Origin of the sequence: Photobacterium arenosum (assembly GCF_014841115.1) — a bacterium.
Lineage (GTDB): Bacteria > Pseudomonadota > Gammaproteobacteria > Enterobacterales > Vibrionaceae > Photobacterium > Photobacterium arenosum.
On sequence record NZ_JACYTP010000017.1, the window covers coordinates 49,949 to 74,531 of the forward strand.

General features: G+C 50.8%; 20 protein-coding genes. 5 read left to right on the forward strand and 15 right to left on the reverse strand.

What is annotated here, in order from left to right:
• Nucleotides 1-2: 2 nt before the first annotated feature.
• Nucleotides 3-863 (forward strand): LysR family transcriptional regulator, encoded by an 861-nt coding sequence (locus IFO68_RS19715; protein WP_192017502.1) that lies wholly within the window; start codon nt 3-5, stop codon nt 861-863.
• On the opposite strand, the gene IFO68_RS19720 is transcribed toward IFO68_RS19715, so the two are convergent.
• On the reverse strand, nt 808-1,578 hold the full coding sequence (locus IFO68_RS19720; protein ID WP_192017503.1) for a TSUP family transporter: 771 nt from the start codon (nt 1,576-1,578) through the stop codon (nt 808-810). The genes IFO68_RS19715 and IFO68_RS19720 overlap by 56 nt on opposite strands.
• A 244-nt stretch (nt 1,579-1,822) precedes the next feature.
• On the opposite strand from IFO68_RS19720, the gene IFO68_RS19725 reads away from it, so the two are divergent.
• Entirely contained in the window at nt 1,823-1,966 is a 144-nt protein-coding gene (locus tag IFO68_RS19725) for a hypothetical protein (protein ID WP_192017504.1), read from the forward strand.
• A gap of 49 nt (nt 1,967-2,015) precedes the next feature.
• Here IFO68_RS19725 and IFO68_RS19730 read toward each other — a convergent pair whose 3' ends face one another.
• The 8 genes from IFO68_RS19730 to cmoM form a co-directional block, all read right to left on the reverse strand.
• On the reverse strand, nt 2,016-2,861 hold the full coding sequence (locus IFO68_RS19730) for a PEP-CTERM sorting domain-containing protein (protein ID WP_218383192.1): 846 nt from the start codon (nt 2,859-2,861) through the stop codon (nt 2,016-2,018).
• Between the two features lie 134 nt (nt 2,862-2,995).
• The gene (locus IFO68_RS19735; RefSeq protein WP_192017505.1) at nt 2,996-3,442 is read right to left on the reverse strand and encodes a globin domain-containing protein; all 447 of its coding nucleotides are present in this window, start codon (nt 3,440-3,442) and stop codon (nt 2,996-2,998) included.
• A gap of 176 nt (nt 3,443-3,618) precedes the next feature.
• Nucleotides 3,619-4,443 carry a tetratricopeptide repeat protein gene (locus IFO68_RS19740; protein ID WP_192017506.1) on the reverse strand — a complete coding sequence of 275 codons (825 nt, stop codon included), beginning with the start codon at nt 4,441-4,443 and terminating at the stop codon, nt 3,619-3,621.
• A gap of 315 nt (nt 4,444-4,758) precedes the next feature.
• Nucleotides 4,759-5,799 (reverse strand): hypothetical protein, encoded by a 1,041-nt coding sequence (locus IFO68_RS19745; protein WP_192017507.1) that lies wholly within the window; start codon nt 5,797-5,799, stop codon nt 4,759-4,761.
• A 360-nt stretch (nt 5,800-6,159) separates the two neighbouring features.
• Entirely contained in the window at nt 6,160-10,620 is a 4,461-nt protein-coding gene (mukB, locus tag IFO68_RS19750) for a chromosome partition protein MukB (RefSeq protein WP_192017508.1), read from the reverse strand.
• Nucleotides 10,620-11,348 carry a chromosome partition protein MukE gene (mukE, locus tag IFO68_RS19755; protein ID WP_192017509.1) on the reverse strand — a complete coding sequence of 243 codons (729 nt, stop codon included), beginning with the start codon at nt 11,346-11,348 and terminating at the stop codon, nt 10,620-10,622. The genes mukB and mukE overlap by 1 nt, the downstream gene beginning before the upstream one ends.
• A complete protein-coding gene (mukF, locus tag IFO68_RS19760) occupies nt 11,329-12,657 on the reverse strand; it encodes a chromosome partition protein MukF (protein ID WP_192017510.1) in 1,329 nt (442 codons plus the stop codon). The genes mukE and mukF overlap by 20 nt, the downstream gene beginning before the upstream one ends.
• 50 nt (nt 12,658-12,707) lie before the next feature.
• Nucleotides 12,708-13,502 (reverse strand): tRNA uridine 5-oxyacetic acid(34) methyltransferase CmoM, encoded by a 795-nt coding sequence (gene cmoM, locus IFO68_RS19765; protein ID WP_192017511.1) that lies wholly within the window; start codon nt 13,500-13,502, stop codon nt 12,708-12,710.
• A gap of 117 nt (nt 13,503-13,619) precedes the next feature.
• Between cmoM and elyC the strand changes: the two genes are divergently transcribed.
• Together elyC and IFO68_RS19775 are read left to right on the forward strand one after the other, a co-directional pair.
• Nucleotides 13,620-14,432 carry an envelope biogenesis factor ElyC gene (gene elyC, locus IFO68_RS19770; protein WP_192017512.1) on the forward strand — a complete coding sequence of 271 codons (813 nt, stop codon included), beginning with the start codon at nt 13,620-13,622 and terminating at the stop codon, nt 14,430-14,432.
• Nucleotides 14,433-14,669: 237 nt separating this feature from the next.
• A complete protein-coding gene (locus IFO68_RS19775) occupies nt 14,670-16,058 on the forward strand; it encodes an L-cystine transporter (protein ID WP_192017513.1) in 1,389 nt (462 codons plus the stop codon).
• Between the two features lie 89 nt (nt 16,059-16,147).
• On the opposite strand, the gene IFO68_RS19780 is transcribed toward IFO68_RS19775, so the two are convergent.
• From IFO68_RS19780 to IFO68_RS19805, 6 genes are all read right to left on the reverse strand, one after another.
• Complete coding sequence (locus IFO68_RS19780; protein WP_192017514.1) at nt 16,148-17,455, reverse strand: serine hydrolase domain-containing protein; 1,308 nt, start codon at nt 17,453-17,455, stop codon at nt 16,148-16,150.
• A 235-nt stretch (nt 17,456-17,690) separates the two neighbouring features.
• Nucleotides 17,691-18,437 carry a 3-deoxy-manno-octulosonate cytidylyltransferase gene (kdsB, locus tag IFO68_RS19785; protein WP_192017515.1) on the reverse strand — a complete coding sequence of 249 codons (747 nt, stop codon included), beginning with the start codon at nt 18,435-18,437 and terminating at the stop codon, nt 17,691-17,693.
• The gene (locus IFO68_RS19790; protein WP_027253299.1) at nt 18,437-18,616 is read right to left on the reverse strand and encodes a Trm112 family protein; all 180 of its coding nucleotides are present in this window, start codon (nt 18,614-18,616) and stop codon (nt 18,437-18,439) included. The genes kdsB and IFO68_RS19790 overlap by 1 nt, the downstream gene beginning before the upstream one ends.
• Entirely contained in the window at nt 18,597-19,610 is a 1,014-nt protein-coding gene (gene lpxK, locus IFO68_RS19795) for a tetraacyldisaccharide 4'-kinase (protein ID WP_192017516.1), read from the reverse strand. Before lpxK ends, IFO68_RS19790 begins: the two co-directional genes overlap by 20 nt.
• A gap of 16 nt (nt 19,611-19,626) precedes the next feature.
• Nucleotides 19,627-21,384 carry a lipid A ABC transporter ATP-binding protein/permease MsbA gene (msbA, locus tag IFO68_RS19800; protein WP_192017517.1) on the reverse strand — a complete coding sequence of 586 codons (1,758 nt, stop codon included), beginning with the start codon at nt 21,382-21,384 and terminating at the stop codon, nt 19,627-19,629.
• Between the two features lie 143 nt (nt 21,385-21,527).
• Complete coding sequence (locus IFO68_RS19805; protein ID WP_336510289.1) at nt 21,528-23,831, reverse strand: DNA internalization-related competence protein ComEC/Rec2; 2,304 nt, start codon at nt 23,829-23,831, stop codon at nt 21,528-21,530.
• A gap of 41 nt (nt 23,832-23,872) precedes the next feature.
• Between IFO68_RS19805 and IFO68_RS19810 the strand changes: the two genes are divergently transcribed.
• Nucleotides 23,873-24,382 (forward strand): DUF2062 domain-containing protein, encoded by a 510-nt coding sequence (locus IFO68_RS19810; RefSeq protein ID WP_192017518.1) that lies wholly within the window; start codon nt 23,873-23,875, stop codon nt 24,380-24,382.
• Nucleotides 24,383-24,583 lie beyond the last annotated feature (201 nt).

Sequence of the window (24,583 nt, forward strand, 5' to 3'; positions counted from 1 at the left end):
TTGTGCTGCTTGAAGGTGTGGAAACATTACTGGTACTTGCAAAAGAAGGCACCATGAGCCGTGCCGGCAGCCGTTTATACATCAGCCAGAGTGCTGTCAGTAAACGTATCGCCAGGCTTGAACAACGGTTAGGCAAAAAGCTGATTGTGCCTGATGGCCGGAATATCAAGTTAACCCCGGATGCGCAGGCATTAGTGGCGCAGGTCGGCCCCGGTTTCAATGAATTAAAAGGCCAGATCTTCGATCAACAGGCCATCCGGGATCATAGCCCGGTTATTCTGGCCTGTTCTGAAACCCTGGTCGCGGGTTATCTTGCCGCCTTAATGGGAAGCTTTCTGAAAGACGACCCTCATATAGTGCTCAATACCCACCACACTCCCGTTATTGTAGAGAGAGTACAGGCCGGTGATGCAACCGTCGGGTTTTGTGCCGGTCACCTGCCCGCCCATCACGGACTTCAGGCCAGGCATCTATTCGATGAGCCTTTTACTGTGGTGTTCAATCAGCCGCTGGATGAGGCACCAGAGTGCCTGCTGACCAATGATCTCAGCAATCCTGCCAATGCCTATCAGGCGGGATTATTGCAGCAGGCGGGGATCCGCCCTTTGATGGAAATGGACTCTTACACCGCAGCCGCCAAACTGGCATTGGGCGGAGCAGCCCCTGCACTGGTGCCGCTTTCTGTGGTGAAAACACTGGCAATCAAAGAACAGCATTGCCAGCATTTTGCGTTTCTTGATGGCTTTGCCCGGCCCATTTATCTTTGCTACCGACAACACAGCTACCGCTCAGAACGTGTTAAGCACCTTATTGAAACCATTGCGGATTTTGTTCCCACAGCAGCTTTACTGCCATCAGCATAGACATGATCACCACCATAGGACGAATTAACTTTCGTCCGTTACTGACCACAATTTTGGCACCGATCCTGGCACCGATGAATCCACCTACCGCCATCACCAGGCCAATCTCCCATACCGGCAGCCCTGCCATGATAAAGAACATCAGTGCGGCAATGTTGGAAGTGAAATTCAGCACTTTGGTACGGGCTGTCGCTTCCACTATGCCCAGACCGGCTAAAGTGACAAAGCAAATGGTAAACAATGAGCCGGTTCCCGGCCCGAAAAAACCATCATAAAAACCAATGCTGGTGCCGACAGTAAAGGCAAAAAGACCGTCAGAAATCTTAGCTTTACCGCCATGTACACTGGCCTGGGGCGCAAACAGAAAATACAGAGAAATAACAATCAGCAAAGCAGGAATCATAGTCGTCAGCAACCCTGCATCAATCACTTGCACCAATTCCGCACCCACGGCTGAACCGACAAAAGTACAGATTATTGCCAGCACCATTTGCCGGAGATCGACCAGGCCGTTACGCACAAAATAATAGGTAGCCGAAAAACTGCCAAAGGAGCTTTGCAGTTTATTGGTTGCCAGAGCCTGTGTTGGCGGCACGCCGGCTGCCAATAACGCAGGCACGGTCAGCAACCCGCCGCCACCCGCAATAGCATCAATAAAAGCAGCCAGACCGGCCACAAAGAATAAAATAGCGAGAATGTCTAAAGAGATGTCCATACTTCTTCCTGAAAACGATGGGGACCTGTACCCATAGGCCGGAAAAATTAGCATCACTCAGAACCCGTTAACAGCGAAAGCTGAGATATCAATTCATTCCCTAATGGAATCAATCAAGCACTAAGACGACTTGAGTGCCTGTCCGTCTTTGGCGGCCGGTTTTGGGGCAGCCGGTTTTGGGCGACCGGTTTGGCCGTCCGGCGCTGGCGTAACAGATCTACACTTAACATGGAGGTAGAAGCGTATGTATATCGAGATTCAGCGCTCTGAGCTCAGTGCCGGTTTGTCACAAGCAGGAAACTTACAGGAGTGGGTAGATGCTGCTATTCAGGCGCTGGAGGACTTACTGAAGTCCCCGCAAGATTATCTGAAAGGATCAGAATCATGAAAAAAGGGAGTGAACACTCCCTTTCCGGCTTATGGTTTTATGACATCGTTCATGATTGCGTAATGCGTCGTCTGCGTTGGCTTCTTAATAGCCCTAATAAGCCAAGGCCAAGTAATGCCAAGCTACCCGGCTCTGATACGGGCGTTGGCGGATCACCACCATCCGGATCAAATGCCACCTGGTCATGTGCCCACTCTTCAAAGCCTGAATCAAACTCAGAGAAGCTGGAGTAGAGAACGAAATTGTTCTGACCGGCGGGAATATTGGCAAAGTAATTCTCATTGATTAAGAACACTAAATCCGTCGCACCGCTACCTGGGCCGTTGTTATTCTTGCTGGTATCCAAACGCACAGAGTTATCCTGAAAAGCACCATTGTCATCCCAGTCCAGACTCCAGAGCAAAGTACTATTCTGCAAGTTCGCAATATCATCCACATTCTGGCTGGCAACACTTGTTGAGAACAGCATCAGGTTAGTGAGCACGATTTCATTATTATTACCGGTTTCATTAGCATCGAGAATAAAGGCATAGAAACCATCCAGTGACTGCAATTCAGAGAAGGTGACATCACGGGTAAAATTACCCGACGGGTGCTGATCCATCATATAAGGATCAGTGGTGCTGGTATTAAAACCTTCCTGGATACCGTTTCCATCCCCATTGCTGTTCCCATTCCCGTTACCGTTTCCGCTTTCCTGAACACGAAGAAATGATCCCAGATTACCCGACCCGGCCCCGGTTTGCTGATAAACAGCCACATAGCTGTCACCTTGGTTGCCCATCGTCAATACTGCCTGATCCACACCCGGTGCCGCTAAATTGATTTCAGCAGCATTGACTGAAGTGCCAAAACAGCACAATGCCGTCAATGTTAACCCATTCAATAACTTCATGCCTTGCTCTCCAATCTACAACATGAGTAACTAGGCTATGCAAGCAGCAAGCCACCTTATAATGCTTTGTTTTTATTTACAAAAATAAGGTGAACAAAGAGAGGGTGTAAAAGAAATCGACAGCCAGCCCTTTGCTATTCAGAGGCCTTTCGCGTCATTTCAGCCGACAAGGTTAACTGCACCATAACATACCGCTTAAACACTTCACTCAGGGGCTGAGTATCCAGTGCCTGTTGCATACAGCGAAGCCATGCTGCTTTCTCGGCGCTGTTCAGGCGAACCCGCCGCTGATTGGTATTCAGGTAACGCCGACCATTCGATTTAGTGTACAGCGGCACTTCACCCCGTATCCAGGTCAGCAGAAAAGTCGCCAGCGTTTCACGAAAATCAGTGAGATCGTCCGGATACTTGGCGCGAATTACAGCCAGTTCGGGTTGCGTTTCCATACACTGACAAAATGCATCGGCCAGTTTACGAATACCCGCGTCGCCACCTGCAGCATTCAACCGGTTGTTTCCAGATGAGAAATCCAGAATGTCACCGCTTACAATATCGGATATATCACGTTCGGGAGGTATCACAACAGCGCCCATTACAAAAAACACAGCTATGTATTAATTATCGGCAAAATACTGCCAGTTGAGGTAAAAATCTGTATTCGAAATGGGACAAAAGAAAGCCTTCACAACACTGTGAAGGCTTTAATGCATAACAGGAGAAGAAATAACCGTTCAGGTGTTGTTATGCGAAATGGGTATTACAATGAAGCGCTGTAAATCGTCTGGTTTTGCTGATATAGCCTTAAGCGCTGAGTAAACTTCGCAATGCGTTGCGCTTCTGCGTCCTGCTCCAATTTATCAAGGGCGATTTCCTGCGCTCTGACAGCCTGATTAAATTGACCGCAGGCTGCATAAGCGGCAGCGAGATTGTCATAATCACCCGCATCTGCCTCTGACTTTTTGACTAACTGTTTAGCCAGCTTCAGCGCTAAATGGCCGTCGCGTGCTTTTTCATCTGAGCAGGTTGCGTATAACCAGACCAGATTACGCTTTGAATCCAGTGAGCCGCCATTCGACGCCTGAGTAAACCAGTGAATAGCTTTACCGCAGTTCACCTCGCCTGCAGCGCCGGAAGCATAATAATTGCCCAGCTCGACCATGGCAGGGATATCACCTTCATTGGCCGCCTTGCTGTACCAGTTGATTGCCAGCTCATTATTCTGCGGCAGCAACTGGCCTTTTTTGAACAGATCGCCGATCATCGTTTTCACTTCAGGCATATCTACCGCGGCTTTTTCCAGCCAGTAAAGCCCTTTCAGTGGATCGGCCTCAATGCCGCTATTCCCTTCCAGATATGCCCGGCCCAGAAAAAGCTGCATATTCTTATCACCCGCTTCCGCTTCTAGCTCCACGTATTTAAGTGTGGATTTCAGGTGATTAGTCGGTTTTGTGGTCACAGATGCCTGAACCGGATGTATACCATACGCCATCACAGCAACACCCAATACTGAACTGAGTGCAATTTGTTTTAGTAGTGTGAGTCCATTCAACGCCGGTGAAAGCAATTTGCCACTGAAAGTCATAGTTGTTTCTCTTTGGTTCCTGTACACGCAATGGAAAGAACTTTAATGAATGGAAGGTCAAAAAACAACCAGACCTATCTGGGCAATCGCGACTAAAAACATCGACATTGTTTATAAACAGGACGGGAATCAAAGAGTTGTTCTGAACGTACTAAGATTATTTTTGCGCAAAAATGAGATATTGATCTTGTGTAAAAAGCTAAAATTACGCATTTTCAGCATTATCGACTAGATGTTCAGCAGAAATTCAAGCTTGTGGCAAAAAGAAACCGGTCGAACAAAGTCGACCGGTTGTGTTTACATCAACCCGATAACTCAGTAGATGTCATAGTTACCGTCTGCGTTATCTGTCACTTCAACATCGTAGTTGCCGTAACCGGAGAATTCGGGAATAGCATCATCGACATCACACATGATTTCGAAGTCATAGTATCCTTTCGGAATACTTGCCATACCGTAAGAATAGCCCCCGTTATCATCCTCACTTGCAGTGGTCACATAATCAGGATCACCTGAGCTTGGGCCATCGGAGTGAGATTTAAACAGATAAATCAGTTTCAGGCTGTCCTGCACGCAAGCCGAGTCCAGAATATCACCCACGACATCGATAGCATCCAGTTTATTCACCAGCCACATCCCTTTACCTGACAGCCCGTAAGCACCGTTATCCTGTATGTTAAAGGCACTATAAGGGTCAATCATCATGGAATAGGTTTGTGGGTAACCATACTTATCTTTCAGGTTAAAGCCCGCAAATTCCAGCTTACCGCCCAGATCAATTTTCTTGTAGTCACCATCATATTCCTGAACATAGGAATAAGGGCTACCGGTATTGATATCAATATCGCCATCAAGATCAACATCATAACCACCACCGTAACTACCCTGGTCGTTGATATTCAGAGTCACACTGACATAATCATCAACCGGCAGACCCACGCCTTTGAGCAGATAAGCCAAATCATTGCTCATATGCAGTAAATCAATCAGCACCATGCCTTCTGGCAGCGCATCATTGATAATTTCTGATGGTGGCACACAATCTGGATCCGACTTCAGCGCCTGTTCAATCACTTCATTGGTGTATTCAATAATATTACCGGCACTGCCTTTGATTTCCAGGCCCGTAATGGCCAGACACACTTTACGTGGACCATCATAACCGTCTCCAGGACTACCAGGGCCACCGGGATCACCAGGATCCGTACCCGGGTTTTCAGGTACTTCAATTGTGACGGGTACTTCCTGCTGACCATCTGAATCTAATGGTGTATTCGCAGCATTATCCGCACTGTCTGAATCACTACAACCCGCCACTGCCATCATGGCGAGCATTAATAGAATTATACTTTTCATGTCATCACCCCTACGACAAAACTTATTCATTCGTTATTCACTATTCACTCAACCCGACCGCCACGCCTGAAACATGCATTGAGTGGTTAGTCAGATGGCCGACTCCAACACTAAAATTCTAGGCACTCTATCGAGCCCCAAAGCGCTATCGACTGTGACACTAACGATTGAGAAACAGGTCTTAGGAACAAGACAAAACTGACCGCATGATGATGCAAAACAGGATAAAAAGAGGCGAAGTGATCGCTCAGACAACGCTTGATACAAAAGCCCTCAAGTCAGAGGGCTGGAGAGAACAGGAAAAAGATAGGACAAAAAAAACCAGCATGATTCCACGCTGGTTTTCGTTTTTCGTCAGGTTTAGGCCGGGTCTAACTCGAGTTGCCTGCCCGGTTCCGGCTCACCTTTCGGTTCCTGACCAAAACCACGCAAGCCCACCACATGGACGTGTTCCCGATCTTTAAAGATCTTGCGCACAAGCTTGTAGGTGGTGCCCTTCTCCGGGCTGATATTCTCTGGCGCAGCAATCAACAGCTGCATGTCCAGACGATCACACAGCTCGAACAGAGTTGCGATAGACTTGGCATCCAGTCGCGCTGCCTCATCCAGGAACAGCAGACGACATGGAATAATATCTTTACCGCGCAGACGACGGGCTTCTTCTTCCCAGCTCTGCACAACCATCAGTAAGATAGCCTGGCCTGTACCAATAGCCTCACCGGTTGACAATGCGCCCGATTCCGCCTGCAGCCAGCCATCTGTACCACGGTTAACTTCAATGCTGAGTTCCAGATAGTTCCGGTAGTCCAGCAGTTCCTCACCCAGGGTTTGCGGCGAACGCTGACCCATATCAATATGCGGATTCAGTCGCTGGAACAACTTGGCAATGGCTTCAGAGAAAGTCAGACGATTATTGCCGAACAAATCCTGATGCTGATCCTGCTGATCAGCAAGACCCGTCAGCAGAGATTCATGGGTTTCGCGCACGTTAACATTCAGACGCACCCCTTTCACCTGACCGAAACTGATGTTCTGCAGACCCTGGTTCAGCATCTTAATGCGGTTTTGCTCGCGCATAATGGTCTTGCGGATGATATTCGCCACACTGTCTGAGCTGATAGCCAGACGCTTTTCACGTGCTGTCAGCTCTTCTGTCAGACGGGCCAGCTCAACTTCCATCTCTTCGATGGCCTCAACCGGATCGTCGGTACGGATAATATCGTGGCGGATACGCTCACGCAGATGCTGGTACACAGCAATGTAGAACAATACTTTTCGCTCCGGACGTGATACGTCTTCAGAAGCACGCAGTGCATCACGCAGCGTTTCATTATCGGCCACGGCCAGACGCAGTGCGCCCAGGGCTTTATCTGACAATGAGCGCAGTTCGTCGGCCGTCATGTAGGCCATTTCGCGGCGATGCAGACGGCGTTCAACATCACTTTCTCGAGCCAGTCGCAGCACGGCACACCAGCCCGCTTTGGTGTTCACCACCAGGGTGCGTAAGTCGATATAATCTTTTTCTACCTTGCGCAGACGCTTCACCAGATTACGCATTTCCATATCCAGTGACGTGGTGGCTTTTTCCAGCTCGCTGCGACGGTTACGGGAACTGTGCAGACGCTCATGCAACTCATCACGACGCAGGCGTGCACGTTCTTCCGCTTCTAGATCAGCGCGGACACCCAGTTCCTGCAGCTCGCGTTCAAATTCCTGTACGGTTTCCTGCTTGGCCTGGTGTGAACTTTTCAGCGACGCCAGCAACTGGTTGTACTGGTTGCTCTGAGTCTGCGCCTGTTTCAGGCTCTCACGGTGGCGGGCACGTTCGCGTTCCGCCGTTTCCAGTTTGGTTTTCAGCTGCTCGTTGAGCTCAGAGCTCTTGCTCAGCAGCTCAACCGCATCGGCATAGCCAAAGTGGTGGCGACGTTCAACCAAATCAGCCAGTGCAAAAATCTGGCTTTTCAGGGTCTGAAGGGCCTGATCCGCATCCTGATACTCGGCCTGCATGGCATCAAACCGCTCAGGATCGGTATCCAGTGCCGACACCAGACCTTCCAGCTCTTCCAGTGCTTTGCCGTGACGTTCAAGGTAATGACGTGCTTCGTCAATCTGGGAAAGCTGCTGCTCCACCTCTTCAAGGCGGGCGGCGATCGTCTCATCTTCTAACAAGGCCACGACCGGCTGCAGTTTGGATAACAGCGATAAACCTTCACGTGCAGCGGTGAGCTGGCTGCGCTGCTGCTGCTCGGTGGCTTCGGTGTCATTCAACTGACGCTGAATCTGATTACGTTTTTCACGCGCGATACGAATTGCTTCTTCCGGATCGGCATCGAAAGCGACCGCCAGATGGCTGGCGACGAAGGCATTGAAGCTCTGGTACAAACGCTGAAGTTTCTGCGCATCAAAAGATGCCTTGGCGTGATCCTCAACAATCTGATCACGCTCTTCGCGCAGAATCGCCAGACGCTGCTCGCGGGCGGCCCGGCCAAACAGTGGCACTTTCGGGAATCGGGAATAACGCAACTGCTGCTGATTGAGCTGAACGCACACTGCGCCTTCCAGTTCGTCAACAACAAAGCTGCTGTCGTCAAACGAGTCCGCTTCGCCTTCGATGATATACAGATCGTCCGGGCAGTCATCCAGCCCTGAGAGTTTCTCGCGGACTGACTGAAGATCCTGTACCACGATGGCATGGCGTGCAGGACCGTACATGGCACTGAAGTACGGCGCATCATCAATCGTGATGTCGTCATAAATCTCAGACAGTAAGGTACCGCCCAGCACATCGGCAATCACACGCAAACGAGAATCATCGCTGCCGCCCGGCAAGGCCAGACGTTCGATTTCATGTTCTACATTTTGCTTGCGCACTGCCAGCTTGTCTCTGGCATGAATGGCGTCACGCTCAGACTCCAGCGTCTGATGCATGGCCGTCATCACCGCCTGGCTGTCATAAAGATCCTGGCCAGATTGTTCTGCCAGTTTTTCCAGCGCATCACTGGCAGCAATCCAGGTCGGCGCTTTGCCTTCCTGCAGGCTGATGTCTTTCGACAACTGCTGTTCCTGGCGGCGCAGCTCACTGCGTTTTTCCACCAGATCAGACTGGTTCTGCTCCAGACTCTCTAAGGTTGCTTCGTGACGGGCCTGCTCTTCAGCCAGCGCCAGTTCGCCATCAATCTCAACGGCAAAACGTTTCGCGTAAGTATCTGCCAGTTCCTGGGCCTGACGCTGGTGACGCATGCTGCGCTCCAGATCGCGATACTGAGCACTCAGCTGTTCACTGCGCTGAGCAATGATCCGCAATTCACGGCCTGTCGCCAGTAATTCACGGGCTTTTTCACCTGCCGATGCACGATCAACAGCACCGGCAATGGTCACCACCAGCTGCAGACCACGCTCAAATTGCTGCGCCGCGGCTGCAGACATATCCAGCTTATGTTTGAGTGCCAGCAATGCCGTGGTTTTACTGTCTTGCTGCTGTTTCAGGCTGGACAGGCGTTCAGCGGCATTCTCCTGATCCAGCGTGTCATCTGCCGAAATCTGACGGGCCTTTTCCAGCGCCTGAACGGCTTGCTGGTACTGTAAGGCGCGGGTTTGCTGTGCATCCAATGCCTGCTGATAATCAGCCAGCTGAGATTTCAGGCTGTCGACCTCGTCTTCACTGAGCATGGCCTGTTCTTCCGCCAGTGCCAGTTGCTCAGCCGCTTCTTCGACAATCATGACCTGCTCTTCCAGACGCTCAGTCAGCTCAAGAAGATCATCACGGTAACGCTCTATTTTTTCCTGCTGGCGAACGGCCGTCTGAACCAGTTGTAAGTGATCCGATGCCGCCTGATGATCCTGCTCCAGCGCACTCTCGTTGTCTTTCAGCTCGTCGAGCTCTTGCGACATGTTGCCGAACACCTGCTGTTGATCAATCAGCGTCTGGCGTGAGCCCAGTAATTCGCGACGCAGACCAAGTGTCTGTTCCAGCTTGATACGGCGCTCGTTGGCATGACGCATGTAGTCGGCAGCCACATAATTGGTCGCTTCAGTGATCAGGTGTTTAAACAGATCACGATCGCTCTGGGTCACTTTGATCGCTTCGAGCGTCATGCGGTTTTCACGCAGCGCCGCTTCCATATCCTGGAAGGCTTTCTTCACGCCAGAGTTATGCGGCAACAGGTAATCACGCAGCGAGCGTGTAATAGCACTGGAAATACCGCCATACAGCGACGCTTCGATTAAACGGTAGAACTTAGACCTGTCGGTACTGTTACGCAGCTTCTTCGGCAAAACACCGAATTCAAACATCTGCGTGTGGTAGTCCGTAACAGAAGAGAAAGTTTTAAACTGTACACCTTCGTACTGAGACACAGCGTCTTTCACTTCATTGATCTGACGCACTCGTGCCTGGTTCTCAGACAGGGTTTCCACCAGAATATCCGTCGGTTTCACCGCTGACGGTAAGCCTTGGATCAGGAAAGGTTTGATGTCGACTTTCTTGTCCCGGCCGGCAACCTGCTGCAGTTTCACCGCAAAAATAATGCGCTGGTTCTTGGAGTTGACGATATCGAGCGCAGAATAACAGGCGCCTGGCTTGAGCTTGCCGTGTAACCCCTTATCACGGGACGCATTGGAACTTCCCGCTTCTGTGGTATTACGAAAGTGCAGCAGGCTCTGATCAGGGATCAAAGATGTGATAAACGCAGCCATGGTGGTGGATTTACCCGCACCATTACCGCCGGAAAGTGTGGTGACCAGTTGGTCAATATCAAATGTCCGGGCAAAGAAGCCGTTCCAGTTAACCATGGTCAGAGATTGGTACTTACCGCGCTCCATCAGGCGTGTTCCTCTTGCTCGGTTTCTTCATCACTTGCAGTGTCGTTCGGTTGCTCTGCCTCAATCAAACTGGATTGAGTCGGCAATTGCTGATGCACTATGGCTTCGCCGTCACGGATCAGGCGAAGCTGAGCTTCCCGGATATCATCACTGCTACGCACATCTGCACCAAAGCGGAATACCGCTTCACTGATGCGGAATTTACCGCTGTCGCCCAGCATGATCACCATGCCCAGACGGCGCATACGGCGCAGGGAAGTTTTCACTTTATCGAACAGTTTTTCACGATCCAGATCAGAGCCTGACGCCCGGTTGGTCACCAGCTTCATGAGTTTCTTTTCGTCGGCCAGCGACAAAAGCTCATCAAACAGTTCCTGATTGGTAAATATCCCCTCATGGGCCAGACGTTCAGGGCTCAGGTACAGGAAGCACAGTACTTTTCCTACCAGCATATCCAGCTCAGACAGCACAGAGCGGCCAATCAGCGAGGTGGAGCGGGGACGCAGATAGAAGAAGCCTTCAGGGGCTCTGACCAGTTCAGCGTTATAGCGCTTATAAAACAGCATCAGGTCCTGCTCAAACTCCAGCAAAAAAGCATGATTATCCAAATCTTCGCTGGAAACATGGCGGCCCGAACGCAATGCATTATCCAATGCCGGGAACAAGGGGTTGGCAATGGCTTTGGCCAGATTCTCTGGCATAAATTCTTCAATATTTGTCAATGACATTGGCTTGTACCTTGGCTCCGTAGTCGTTGATCAGTTCCCAATCAGGCTGAATCGCACTGAAATCCGACTCGGAATAACCGAGCCTCACGGCCTGATCGACAATAATACGAGCTAAATCAAAATGTTGTGCATGGGAATGCTGGCTCAGATATTCCCGGATCAAGGCGCCCAGATTAATGGCGGCGCCCTGAGATTTATGAATATCCAGCATTTCAGCAATTCTTTCACTGAGCTGATCATTGACCTGGCTCAGTTCTTCAAATTCAACCGTTTCCGGCACTATGCCTGTTACTTCATCGTCACGCAGGACCAGTTCTTCATCACGCATGTCCAGCAGGCGATCAGCATCGGCGTAAGTGAGCTGCCATGGTGCGTCGAAAAACTCGGCGACCGACTGGCGCAAACGCTGGCTGAAGGCACGGTTTTTGTCCATATCAATGGCGGTACGGATAAACTTATGCACATGGCGGTCGTAGCCGATCCACAAGTCTATTGCCTGCTGACCCCAGTTAATGATCCGGTCCAGTTTTGCCTGCAGCGAGTACACCATGCCTTCGACATATTCCAGATCCAGATCCGAGGTTATGCTTACTGCATCCTGAATGGCAAGCAGCTGGGTTTGCAGCTGATCACCGGCTGCTTGCAGAGTATCCTGAAGCTCGCGCAGCGTACTGGAGGTTTCATTAAGCAGGCTTTCACAGTTGGTAATGGCCGCACGCCAGTCCTGATTCAGCAGTTCAGCAATGTCTTCTTTCACCTGCTGCTGCTGCTCATCCATGGTGCGCTGGTTCAGATCGATACGATCAAAAATCTCGGCCACTGAATATTTCAGTACCGCATAGACGTTGATCTTCCAGTGCTGTTCATTGCCGCCTTCATGGGCAGCGACCGCTGCTTTGGTCAGCTCATCGGCCACCATAGCCAACTGAATCGACAGCTTCATCGATGAGAACTCGCGATGACGGGCGTAGTAATCGGCAATACCCAGTGCCAACGGACTGAGCCGGTAAATACTGGCACCTTCTGTCATTTCACTGGTAAAACGGGAAATCAGACGCTGGCGCACCAGTTCGTTGATTGCGTTATTGGCGCGGAAAACCAGGGTGTCTTTCGACTGGTCAAACATATCGCTCACGATTTTGAACGCATCGACCAGTTCACCTTCCCCCAGTTCCTCATCCAGACGCTCGCCGCTTAACACGGCAATCGCCAATAAAAATGCCAGTCTTTCCGTTGGCAGGTTAAGGGCGAATTCATGTTGTTTCACCCAGGTCACCAGCTCAGGAACAGTCTGGGATTGGTCACTCATCCGTTGTCCTTATTTGTTAGATTTATTACTTGCAACCGGCTTTATGTTTCTTACTGCAACGGTTTCTGAGCGTATACATGGATATACCGCCCTAAAGATAAATACGGTTCCTGACGGCAGAGACGCTGCTCCATCGCCAGTAATTGTTCAAGACTGTAGTCACCCACCCTGTCGGTACGCATGTAATCATGAAAAGTCCGTACACCGGTTTTACCCAAAATGGTAAAACCGCCTTCCGTGAGCCATGCATACACCTCTTCCGGTGTCTGTGCCGACTGGGGCTGAAGCTTGAATCGTTTGCGGTGTGGCATCCCTTGTTCTACGTGGGTTAGATTACCGCAAATAAGGTTCTTAAACAGCAAGCCATTATGGTTATAAAACATGACGGACACTATCCCGCCAGGTTTCAGCTGCTTCATCAGGTGTTCGAGTGCGGCACGCGGATCGCTCAGCCATTCCATTACCGCATGGAACAAAATCAAATCGACCGGCTCATCCAGGTATTGATCAACCTGCTGCACCGGACAATGTATGAGTCGATATTGCTCAAGCAGGCCATTTTTGGCAATTTCCACACCTGCCAGTTTCAGCATTTCTCCAGAAAGATCACATAAAGTGATGGTATGACCACGTTTCGCAATCAATTGCGATAACTGTCCCATTCCGCCGCCAGCATCCAGCACATGCAATAATGCGCCCGGCTCTGCTGATGTCGCGTCAAGGGTATGTAAAATCTGCTCCAAATCTTGCCATACGACAGTCTGACGGATCAGCCCTTTTGCTGTACCGTAGATGTTTTCTGAGAACTTTTGGGCTAAATCATCAAAATTTCGATCTCTGATCACGTCAGTTTTCGTTATGATAGTGGCCTAGTCAGATGCTTATTGTGTCACAAGCTTTAGAGTAATAAAGACTTGGAGCGCGTATTCAAGCTCAATTGCTGAAATTTCGGACGACCTGATATGTTTGAACTGAAAAAAATCTTGTCAGCTTTTTTGATGCCCCTTCCTTTGCTGCTGATCGTGGGCATCACAGGGTTGATGATACTCTGGTTTACCCGTCGCCATAAATTGGCCGGGTACATGCTGGCCGTCTCCTTATTGGGTATTTTCCTGGTTGCCTTTCAGCCTGTCTCCAGTAGCCTGCTGACCCCGTTAGAACGTCAGTATAAAGGCTATATTCCTTCCGGACAGCCGGTGGATTACATTATGGTGCTAGGTAACAGCCATGTAGTCGACAAAGATCTGCCTATCACCTCTGAGCTGTCACGCGCCTCGCTGATGCGCCTTGCTGAAGCCATACGTATCCATAATCTGTCACCCGGTTCCAAAATCATCCTGTCAGGCTATGACGGAGGCACTGAAATCAGTCAGGCCAGAATGATGGCAAAAGTGGCCATCGCATTAGGGGTGAATAAACTGGATATACTTTTGCTGGAAACCGCAAAAGATACCTGGGAAGAAGCCTTTCAGGCCGCTTCTGTGGTCGGCAAGCGCAACTTGGTTCTTGTGACTTCAGCCAGCCATATGCCGCGTGCCATCACCGAATTCAGTCAGGCTGGCCTGAGCCCGATTCCTGCCCCGACAAATTATCTCGCCAGTGATGAAATCCACCAGCCCTGGCTGAAATACGCACCTAAAGCCCAGTATCTGGAACAAACAGAGCGATTCTGGCATGAAACGCTGGGGAAATGGTGGCAGAAATTGCGTGACATGGCCGACAGCGCCGCGCCCGTCAATGTCGTGCAGCCTGTCGCCAACAACACCGCCGCCTGAAACGCTTCAATACAACAGCCAGCTCACTGCTGGCTGTCACTGCACAATTATTCCCCTCCAATAGGTTACAGCTTAACCAATATTCCATTTGGTTTTAACATGTTCGATTTTTGAATAGTTAAAGTAATTAGGAAACATTCCTTAAACTCCGCTTAATCCCTATGATGCTGAAAACATTTTTTGACAGCTCTGCGCAACATGTTATGCAGGCTGGATACCTTATGAATAGAGAGAAGTATGTTTCTAATCGTGAACCTGGCGGTATTTGCGCTGCTGATTGCCTTTCTGGTGAAACAACAAAGCAGTGATCAAACCCTGTCCAAGCGTGTATTTACAGGTCTGGGACTGGGTGTCATTTTTGGTGCGGCGCTGCAGTTTTTTTACGGTGCCGGGCATGAAGCCATTGCAACCACACTCAAGTATGTCGGTATTGTCGGTTCAGGCTATGTCAGCCTGTTAAAAATGATTGTGATGCCTTTGATCATGGTGTCGATTATCGCCGCTATCGTCAAAGTGAAGAATGCCGGTTCACTGGGCAAAATTTCAGGCCTGAGCATTGGTATCCTGCTGGCAACCACAGCCGTATCTGCACTGATAGGTATTCTGGTCAGCAACATGTTTGGTCTGAGCGCTGAAGGCATTGTTCAGGGCGCGCGTGAAATTGCCCGTGGTGAAGCACTGCAGACCCGTCTGGCCTCGGTAGAGACGCTGTCTCTGGCTGACATGATTATTTCTTTCTTCCCTGGTAATCCGTTTGCCGATTTGGCAGGCAGCCGTCCAACCTCAACCATTGCAGTGGTGATCTTCTCCGCGTTCATCGGTGTCGCCAGCCTGACCGTTATCCGCACTCAGCCAGAACTGGGCAAGAGCCTGGAAACCTTTGTCAATGTAGCACAGGAAGTTGTCCGAACTCTGGTGCGCATGGTGCTGGCTCTGACACCGTATGGCGTACTGGCACTGATGACCAAAGTCGTTGCCGGTTCAAACTACAGCGATATTCTGAATCTGCTCAACTTCGTGGTGGCTTCCTACGTCGGCCTGGGGCTGATTCTGGTAATGCACCTGATTCTGGTAGCTGGTGTCGGTGTGAACCCGGTTCGCTTCCTGAAAAAAATCCTGCCGGTGCTGACTTTTGCCTTCACCTCACGTTCCAGCGCAGGCACCCTGCCGCTGAACATTGAGACTCAGGTGAAAAAACTGGGTAACGGTGAAGCCGTTTCTAATTTCTCTGCCTCTTTCGGTGCCACCATGGGCCAGAACGGCTGTGCCGGTCTGTACCCGGCCATGCTGGCGGTGATGATTGCCCCGACCCTTGGCATTGACCCGCTGGATCCGGGCTTCATTATGACCTTGATTGCAATCGTTACTATCAGCTCATTCGGTATTGCTGGTGTGGGTGGCGGTGCAACGTTTGCTGCAATTATCGTTCTGTCTGCGCTGGATATGCCGGTGGCTCTGGCTGGCCTGCTGATTTCCATTGAGCCTCTGATTGATATGGGCCGTACTGCGGTGAATGTCAGCGGTTCGATGACTGCCGGTACAGTGACATCCCGGGTACTGGGACAAGCAGACAACAGCATTTTCGACAGCGATGAAGAAATCAGTGGTGAGCGGGCTAACGCCTGATCCGCTAGCAATACGGATACACAAACAGCCCGGTCCTGACCGGGCTGTTTGCATTCAGGGTTATCACATGTTTACGTCATGCCCATTTTTCAAAACCTTTCCAGCGTTTTCATCATCTGATCAATCAGCGCGGCGCGCTTTCTGAAATCAACAAAAAAATTATTAATCAACAACACCAAACCATCCCCTGTCTCCGGATCAACCATGACGCGAGATAGAATGCCCGGCCCACCGCCATCATGGCCCCAAAATGCCCCGTAACGGGGAGATTTGAATTGAAACCAGCCCAGCCCAAGCGTACTCCCCGTACGCGGATCATGGCGCTGAACCTGCCACATGCTATTCAGCGTTTCTCTTTTAAGCAGAGCAGGCGTCGTTTTATCCTGGGGCAAACAGGCACACATCAGGGTGACAAATGCGTTGGTGGAAGATCCTAATAACGCCGCAGCATTCAACGGTGAATAATACTGACAATCATTAAAGGCAAAATAGGTTTTATGATCATCCGCTGTAACAGCCGTCCGGTCCAAATAGCCTCTGTCCTTCATCTGCTGGGTAAATACTGCCATGATTGGGGCTCTTGGGCTGTTTTTGGCCTCATAAGGCGTGATGATTTTTTGCTGATCCAATTCAGCCTTTTGCCAACCGATATCCTTCAAACCTAAGGGCGAAAAAATATGCTGCTGGGTATAGTCTTCAAATGAGAGGCGGCTCACCTGCTCAATCAAACAGGCTGCGACCATGGTATTCAGGCTCGAATAACCTGCAATCACCCCAATGGGGTCTGGTGTTAATTGCGAAAAATCTCCAGGCTGATAAGGATCAAACGCCAAGGCCGGATCGTGTAGAGCGCCCCGCGGCGATAAATAAGTCGTCACCCAGGTTTTCAAATCAACCGAGTCCTGCTTGCAGAAAAAATCGGCCATGCTGTCAGGTGCCGATGTCATTTTCCGGGTCGACAGCGACGAACTGTGAGTCAGCAAGTGATAAGGAGTAATCGGTGTATCCGGAAAATGCGGATTGCGCAATGTGAACCCCAGGTAGTCACTGACATCATCATCCAGCCGGACCTGATTCTGCTCCACCAGCTGCATCAGCGCTATCCAGGTCACCAGCTTAGAGACAGATCCCAGTGTCGGCCAAATACTGTCCAGCGTTGCTGGCACTCTGTTTTCCAGGTTCTGGTAGCCAAACCCTCTGCCCCACACCACCTGACCATTTTTGATCAGAACCGCGCCGATAGATGCAGCCGGTAAATCGGTTAAAGCATCATTGAACATCTCATCCAAAGCCGCCTCCGGCGTTTGGGTATCATGGAGCCACCATGCGCCTGTGGTGCCCGCCACACCAGCAATCACAGCACTTTTCAGTAGACCTCTTCGTGAAATCTTTTGCATTATCAACCAGTCATTAACAGTGAAGAAGATTCAGAGATAGGACCCACCCGGAACACACGAGCGTTCAACCAGCCCCTCTTAAGTAACTGATTTTATAACTGATTGAAAGAAAAAGTCTGCGAAAGATATCACTGATGCGACCAGAACCATTAAATGCGGGGGAGAGGAATCAGAATGGTGAATGAAAAAAACAGCCGGCCTGGTGGCCGGCTGTTTTTATTTCGCCAGATCAATCTTACTTAATCAGCAAACGGACTTTATCCAGATCTTCCGGGGTGTCTACCCCAGCCGGCGGCGGCTCAATGGCGACATCAACGTGGATTTTTTCGCCGTGCCACAGCACGCGCAGCTGCTCGAGCGACTCAATTTTCTCAAGTGCACTGGGTTCCCAGTTGATATAGGTATTGATAAAACCAGCCCGGTAGGCATAGATTCCGATATGGCGCAGCAGGTTCTGATGGATCTCCTGCGGGCGCTTGGCAAAGTTATCACGGTCCCACGGAATGGAGGCCCGGCTGAAATACAGCGCGTAACCGTTTTTATCCATCACTACTTTGACGGCATTCGGGTTAAACACTTCATCAGCATGGTCAATTTCCACCGCCAGGGTGGCCATAGGGGCGTCACTGCGGGCCAGATTGTCCGCCACCTGACGAATGATACTTGGCGGGATCATCGGCTCATCGCCCTGAACATTCACCACTATCTCGTCAGCAGCCAGTTGGTATTTCTCGACCACTTCAGCGAGGCGCTCAGTGCCGGATTCATGATCCGCGCGCGTGAGACACACCTCGCCGCCAAAGCTTGTCACCACTTCTGCGATGCGCTGATCATCCGTCGCGACAATGACCTGTCTGGCACCGGCTTTACTCGCTTGTTCGTACACCCACTGGATCATCGGTTTCCCGGCGATATCTGCCAGCGGTTTGCCGGGCAAACGGGAGGATTGATAACGGGCCGGAATAATGACAGTGAATGCCATTACATCACCTCATCGGCACTCAAAGTGCGCGCTTCCGGCTCCAGCAGAACTGGAATGCCGTCATTTATCGGATAAGCCAGACGATCAAATTTACAAATCAGTTCATTATTGTCTTTATCAAAGTGCAGTTTGCCTTTGCATACCGGACAAGCAACGATCTCAAGCAGACGGTGATCCATATTCTTCCTTCACTTCTATAATTTTGTTCAGTAATTCGATTGACTGAGGCTCTGAAAGTTTGGCATCAACAGGCAGATACCACCAATTTTGCCGGGCAAATGCCTGACACTTCACCGCATCTTTTTCAGTCATCACCAGGTGTTCGCCTTGCTCTGCCAGCGCTTCCAGTTCACTGGCCTCAAAAGCCTGATGATCCGAGAAAGCCTGACAATGAACCGGGGACACTCCCAGCGCATTTAATGTGGCAAAAAAGCGTGGCGGATGACCGATTCCGGCGATGGCCACGACCTTTTGCAGGCTGTCTGGTGCACGGCGTTCACCCGTCATTAAATTCACCAGCTCGCCTGGCTCAAGGTGCATGGCAATTTCGTTACGCCGGGCATCGCCGCCATTGCAAATCAAAAAGTCGACCTCGTTCAGTCTGTCGCAGCTCTCACGCAGCGGCCCCATAGGGATCAACTGCGCATTGCCGAAACGGCGTTTACCATCGATGACGACAATTTCAATGTCTCTGTCGAGCGCGTAGTGCTGAAGGCCGTCATCGGTGATAATGACATCGACGTCCTTTTCCAGCACTTTCACCGCTTCCGCCCTGTTTGGTGCAACTACAACAGGGGCACAGGTGCGACGGGCAATTAACACCGGCTCATCACCTGCTTCAGCCGTTGTTGTGCTCTCGCTCAGGCGCAGCGGGTAATGATCCGATTTGCCGCCATACCCCCGGGATACCACGCCTACTGTCAAACCCTGCGCCTGAAGTTGTTCCACCAACCAGATCACGACCGGCGTTTTACCGTTTCCGCCTGCGGTAATATTGCCGACGACGACCACTGGAACGCGGGCACGGTATGCCACTTTTTTACCGGATTGGTAGCTGAGTCGGCGCCGGCGACTAATCCAGCCAAATAGCTTGCTTAATGGCCAGAAGACAGGTGCCAGCGCCCACCCTCCCGGGTGGCGCTCAAACCAGATTTTTTCGATCAGACTTGCCATCAATGACCCGCTCTGCTTATTCGCCAAACTGAATTCGGTGCAGCTGCGCATAGGCACCGTCTTTTTCCAGCAGCGCGGCATGGACACCGCGTTCAATGATTTCGCCTTCGTCCACCACCAGAATTTCATCGGCATTTTCAATGGTCGACAAACGGTGAGCAATCACCAGCACAGTTTTGTCTTTCTGCAACTCATCCAATGCTGCCTGAATGGCGCGCTCAGATTCTGTGTCCAGCGCCGATGTGGCTTCATCCAGTATCAGCACTGGCGCATCACGCAGCAGGGCACGGGCAATGGCGATACGCTGACGCTGACCACCGGATAAACTGACCCCGTTTTCGCCGATAACCGTGTCCAGTCCCTGATCCATACCTTGGATAAAATCCATGGCGTAAGCAAGTTCAGCGGCTTTCTCTATATCTTTCCGGCTGTATTTATCATCACTGGCATAGGCGATATTGTTGGCAATGGTGTCGTTAAACAGGTGCACGTTTTGCGACACAATCGCCACCTGATCGCGCAGGTTTGCCAGTTTATAATCATGGATGTCACGCCCATCTATGCTAATCAGGCCAGAATCTATGTCATAGAAACGGGTTAGCAGATTAGCAATCGTACTTTTACCCGAACCTGAACGGCCAACCAGAGCCAGTGTTTTACCCGCCGGTAAGTCAAAACTGACATTGCGCAGTGCGGGAGTATCTTTTGTCGGATAAGTGAAAGTGACGTCATTAAAGGCCACATCCCCTTTCACGCGCTGCGTTTCGTAAGTACCGTGATCTTTTTCGGTTTCCAGCTCCAGGATGCCGAAAAGCGTCTGGCACGCCGCCATGCCACGCTGGAACTGAGAGGTGACATTGGTCAGCGCTTTCAGTGGCCGCATCATGCCGAACATGGCACCAAAGATCAGGGCAAAAGTACCGGGAGTCAGTTCACTGCGCAGACTTTCGGTATTGGCCAGGATCAGCACAGCAACCAGCGCCATTGACGCAATAAGCTGAATAACAGGGTTGGCAATGGCCTGAGCCGACACCAGCTTCATGGTCTGCTGACGCATGCGGTTGCTGACTTGCTCGAAACGGTTTTTCTCAACCTGCTGGCCGCCATAGCTCAATACCACTTTGTGCCCTTTCAGCATCTGCTCGGCCGATGAGGTCACAGAACCCATGGTGTCCTGCATATTTTTAGAAATGAGGCGGAAACGCTTTGAGACCACACGAATACTGACAGCCACCACTGGGGCAATCACCAGCAAAATGGCAGACAGTTGCCAGCTGTTCCAGAACATCATCCCCATCAGCGCAATAATGGTCGCGCCTTCACGAACCAGGCTGACCAGCGCACCACTGGTTGCGGAGGCAACCTGCTCAGTGTCATAGGTAATTCGGGATAAGAGTGCGCCGGATGATTCTTTGTCAAAAAAACTGACCGGCATCGTCATGAAGTGGTTAAACACCTGCCGGCGCATATTCATCACAACATTGCCGGAGACCCAGGACAGACAGTAAGTGGAAACAAAGCCACTCAAGCCACGAACCAGCATCAACCCCAGAAGATAAAAAGGCATCTTGGCCAGAAAATTGGAGTCCACACTGTTCAGACCGCCAAAGCTTTCATCCATCAGAGGTTTGATCATTGATAACATCAATGCATCACTGGCTGCATTAATGATCAGCGCGATAACGGCAGCAATCAAACCCGCCTTATATAAGCTGATTGACGGCCAGAGTCGTTTGAACGTATCCCAGGTGGATTGATCGTTAGCTTGTATCATGTAAAACCGATTGTTATCTGTTAGTGGCGGTTATTCTACTCGTTAACGAGTCATGCACCAAGTAAGTTACAAGGCTCTCGTGCTTCTTAAATCCTGAAAAGCGATGCTTTTTTATCCGTTCGAGCACAATTTGAGAGACTCAATCACGGCCTGAAAAGCGGTTGATACCAGTGTCGCTGGCTGTCTTTGCGATAGCGTGTGACCACCACTTCGCCCTGTTCAATACGCATGCTGACCTGGCCGTCTTCGGCCGTCTCCAGCCAGTGTAAACCCTGCATCAGGTAACGATGCTTTACCTGCTCAGCCGGTAAAGCCCAGGGGCTGTATTTACCAGCAGAGACTAAGGCGTATGTCGCCTGCAACGAATCTAACCAGGTCTGAGTGGATGATGAGTTACTGCCGTGATGAGGCACCAGCAATATATCCGCTTTCAGATCCGGCTCCAGCCTGGCGAGCAGCAATTCCGAAATGGCATCAATGTCACCGGTTAACAACAACGATGTGTCCGATTCCGGGTTTAGCCACTGGTCACTCACCTGTATCACGCAGGAATGCGGATTGGCGGCTTTTGTTACCCTTTTCGGCGGCCAGAGCACCTTGAAGGTCAATCCCTGCCAGTGCCATAAACGTCCGCGTACACAAGGTGCAAAGCCCTCGCGCTTGTCACTGCTGCGCAACCAGGCCGGATTCAGACGTGCTGTCACATCTGATGTCCCGCCAGCATGATCGGCATCTGCATGGCTGAGAATAAGACCGTCCAGATGACGAATGCCCTGTCGTCTCAATACCGGCTCAATAACCGAGAGAGCCATGCTCCCGCCCGGCCAACTATTTCCGGTATCGTAAAGCACAGCTCTGCCCTGTCGCTGAATCAGTATTGCCAGCCCATGTCCGACATCCAGCATATCGACCTGCCAGCTGTCAGGATCAAGCGTTTGGGACTTGTTCCAGTCACTGACTCCCCACAGCGCCAGTACCAGACTCACTTGCAGAGACAAAAAGCGTCGCCAGGGCAGAAGCCAGCACAGCACAATACCCGTCACCATGGCCAGCAGGACGATAAACAGACTTTCAGACAGTGGCCACCAGGCACCTTCCGCCAGACTTGCCAGAGCGATAACCGGATGCAGAGACCAGTCGGCTAACTGCCAGAACACACCTGAGAGACCGGGCACAGTGATAGTGACCACGGCCAGCAATACACAAGGTACAGTCACCAGACTGACCCAGGGCACCGCGAGTAAATTAATCAGCGGCGCTGCCAGCGAGATCCCGCCAAACCAGACCCACTGCAACGGCAGCATTAACCCCAGCAGTGCCAGTTGCAGCAGCACATAAACACGGACTGTCTCGCGCCATGGTACTCTGACCTGCTCAGCCTGCTTTCGTCGCCGGATACCGCCAGTATTGGCCAGATACAAAACCAGCACAGCACCAAATGACAACCACAATCCGGCCGAGTAAGACGCCAGCGGATTGAGTATCAGACAACTGGCCAGTATCACAGACCACAATTGCAGTCCGCTCCACACTACACCGCAACGAATCATCAGCAGACACAAGACCGATGTCAGTAAAGCGCGCTGAGTGGGAATACTGAATCCGGCCAGCCAGGCATAGCCATACGCCAGCAATAATGCCAGCCAGAAGGGTAACCAGAGCCAATACCCGGACTCAGGCAAGGCACCCCGTACCCGGCTTCCGATACCCCATCCAATCACCACAACCAGTCCGATATGCAGGCCGGATATCGCCATGAGGTGAGCCAGTCCGCTGTCGCGAAGTATCGACCAGTCATCCTGATCTAAACCGTCTCTCTCGCCAAAACCGAGCGCTAACAGATAGGCCCGGTAGGTGAAACCGTCTGTTTGCTGCACCGCGCGATCAAACCAGCGCTGACGCAAACTCATAGTGCCATTTTGCGACAACAAGGTACCGGCAATGACAGTCCCTGTACCATGGATACCGCTCCCCACCGCGTAACGTTCGGCATCAAATCCTGCGGCATTTGCCCGTCCGTTGGGGCGACGAACCCTGATATCCAATTGATACCGTTGCCCTTGTTTCAGATCCGTCACCGCCGGCCAGTCAAGCAATAAACGGATCGCATCTTTTCGCAGAAGATCGCGTTCCTTCACACTCTCTGCAACAAAAATGAATCGCTTATCAAGAATATTATGATTAATTAGGCTGCGAACTTCGCCAACTATGGTAATATTCCCGCGCTCATGAGGAAGGCTATTGACTGCCTTGCTATAGTCAACAGCAGTTACCCAAGCCCAGAGCCCACCTATTGCGATCGCAAGAAACAAGTTGATACGCAAACAGAAAAATATCGCTCCACCTATAATCATGGCTGTAATAAACCATTTGTAGTCTGGTAAGGATTGCCAGTAGTGAAGTGACAAAACGCCAATGGATAAACCGGCTGTCATCTGAAACATCATGACAACCTGACGCTAACAGCCATTAAAAATAACGACAGACGATGCCAAGACAACTGATAAAACGTTTCTTGCCCAGCCCAGAGATGATTAAAAACCACAAGGCTTTGAAAGTTTTTGGTACTGTGCTGCATAACCCTAACCTGTGGTGTCTGAACCGCCGGTCTGCCTCTGGTGCATTCGCGGTGGGACTGTTTATGGCATACGTCCCCTTACCCAGCCAGATGATCATGGCTGCAGGGTTAGCCATCCTGTTTGGCGTCAATCTGCCGCTCTCCATTTCTCTGGTGTGGATTACCAATCCAATCACTATGCCGGTCATGTTCTACGCGGCATACAAGCTCGGAGCATGGCTGATGAACGTGCCCTATCAGCCTTTCCATTTCGAACTGTCCTGGGCCTTCCTTGAGCAGCAGATGAGCCAGATTGGCCCGCCGTTTCTGCTGGGCTGTTTAGTCTGCGGGACGATTTGCGCATTGATTGGTTACTTCGGTATTCGTGGATTCTGGCGTTATTCTGTTGTCCGCAGCTGGAACCGCCGCCGCTTCCGGTGACAATCACTCTAGAAATAAGCACCTAAGATTAACCATAAAAAAACCTCGCCAATGCGAGGTTTTTTTATAACGTATTTTGACGGGGTGCAGAAAAACACTGTCTGTTTGGAAGCCAGGTATTATCGATTACCCACTTTGCGTCATTGGCATCAATACTTTTTCGGCCTGATTCACAGAGCTACGCCAATATAAGCGCCAATT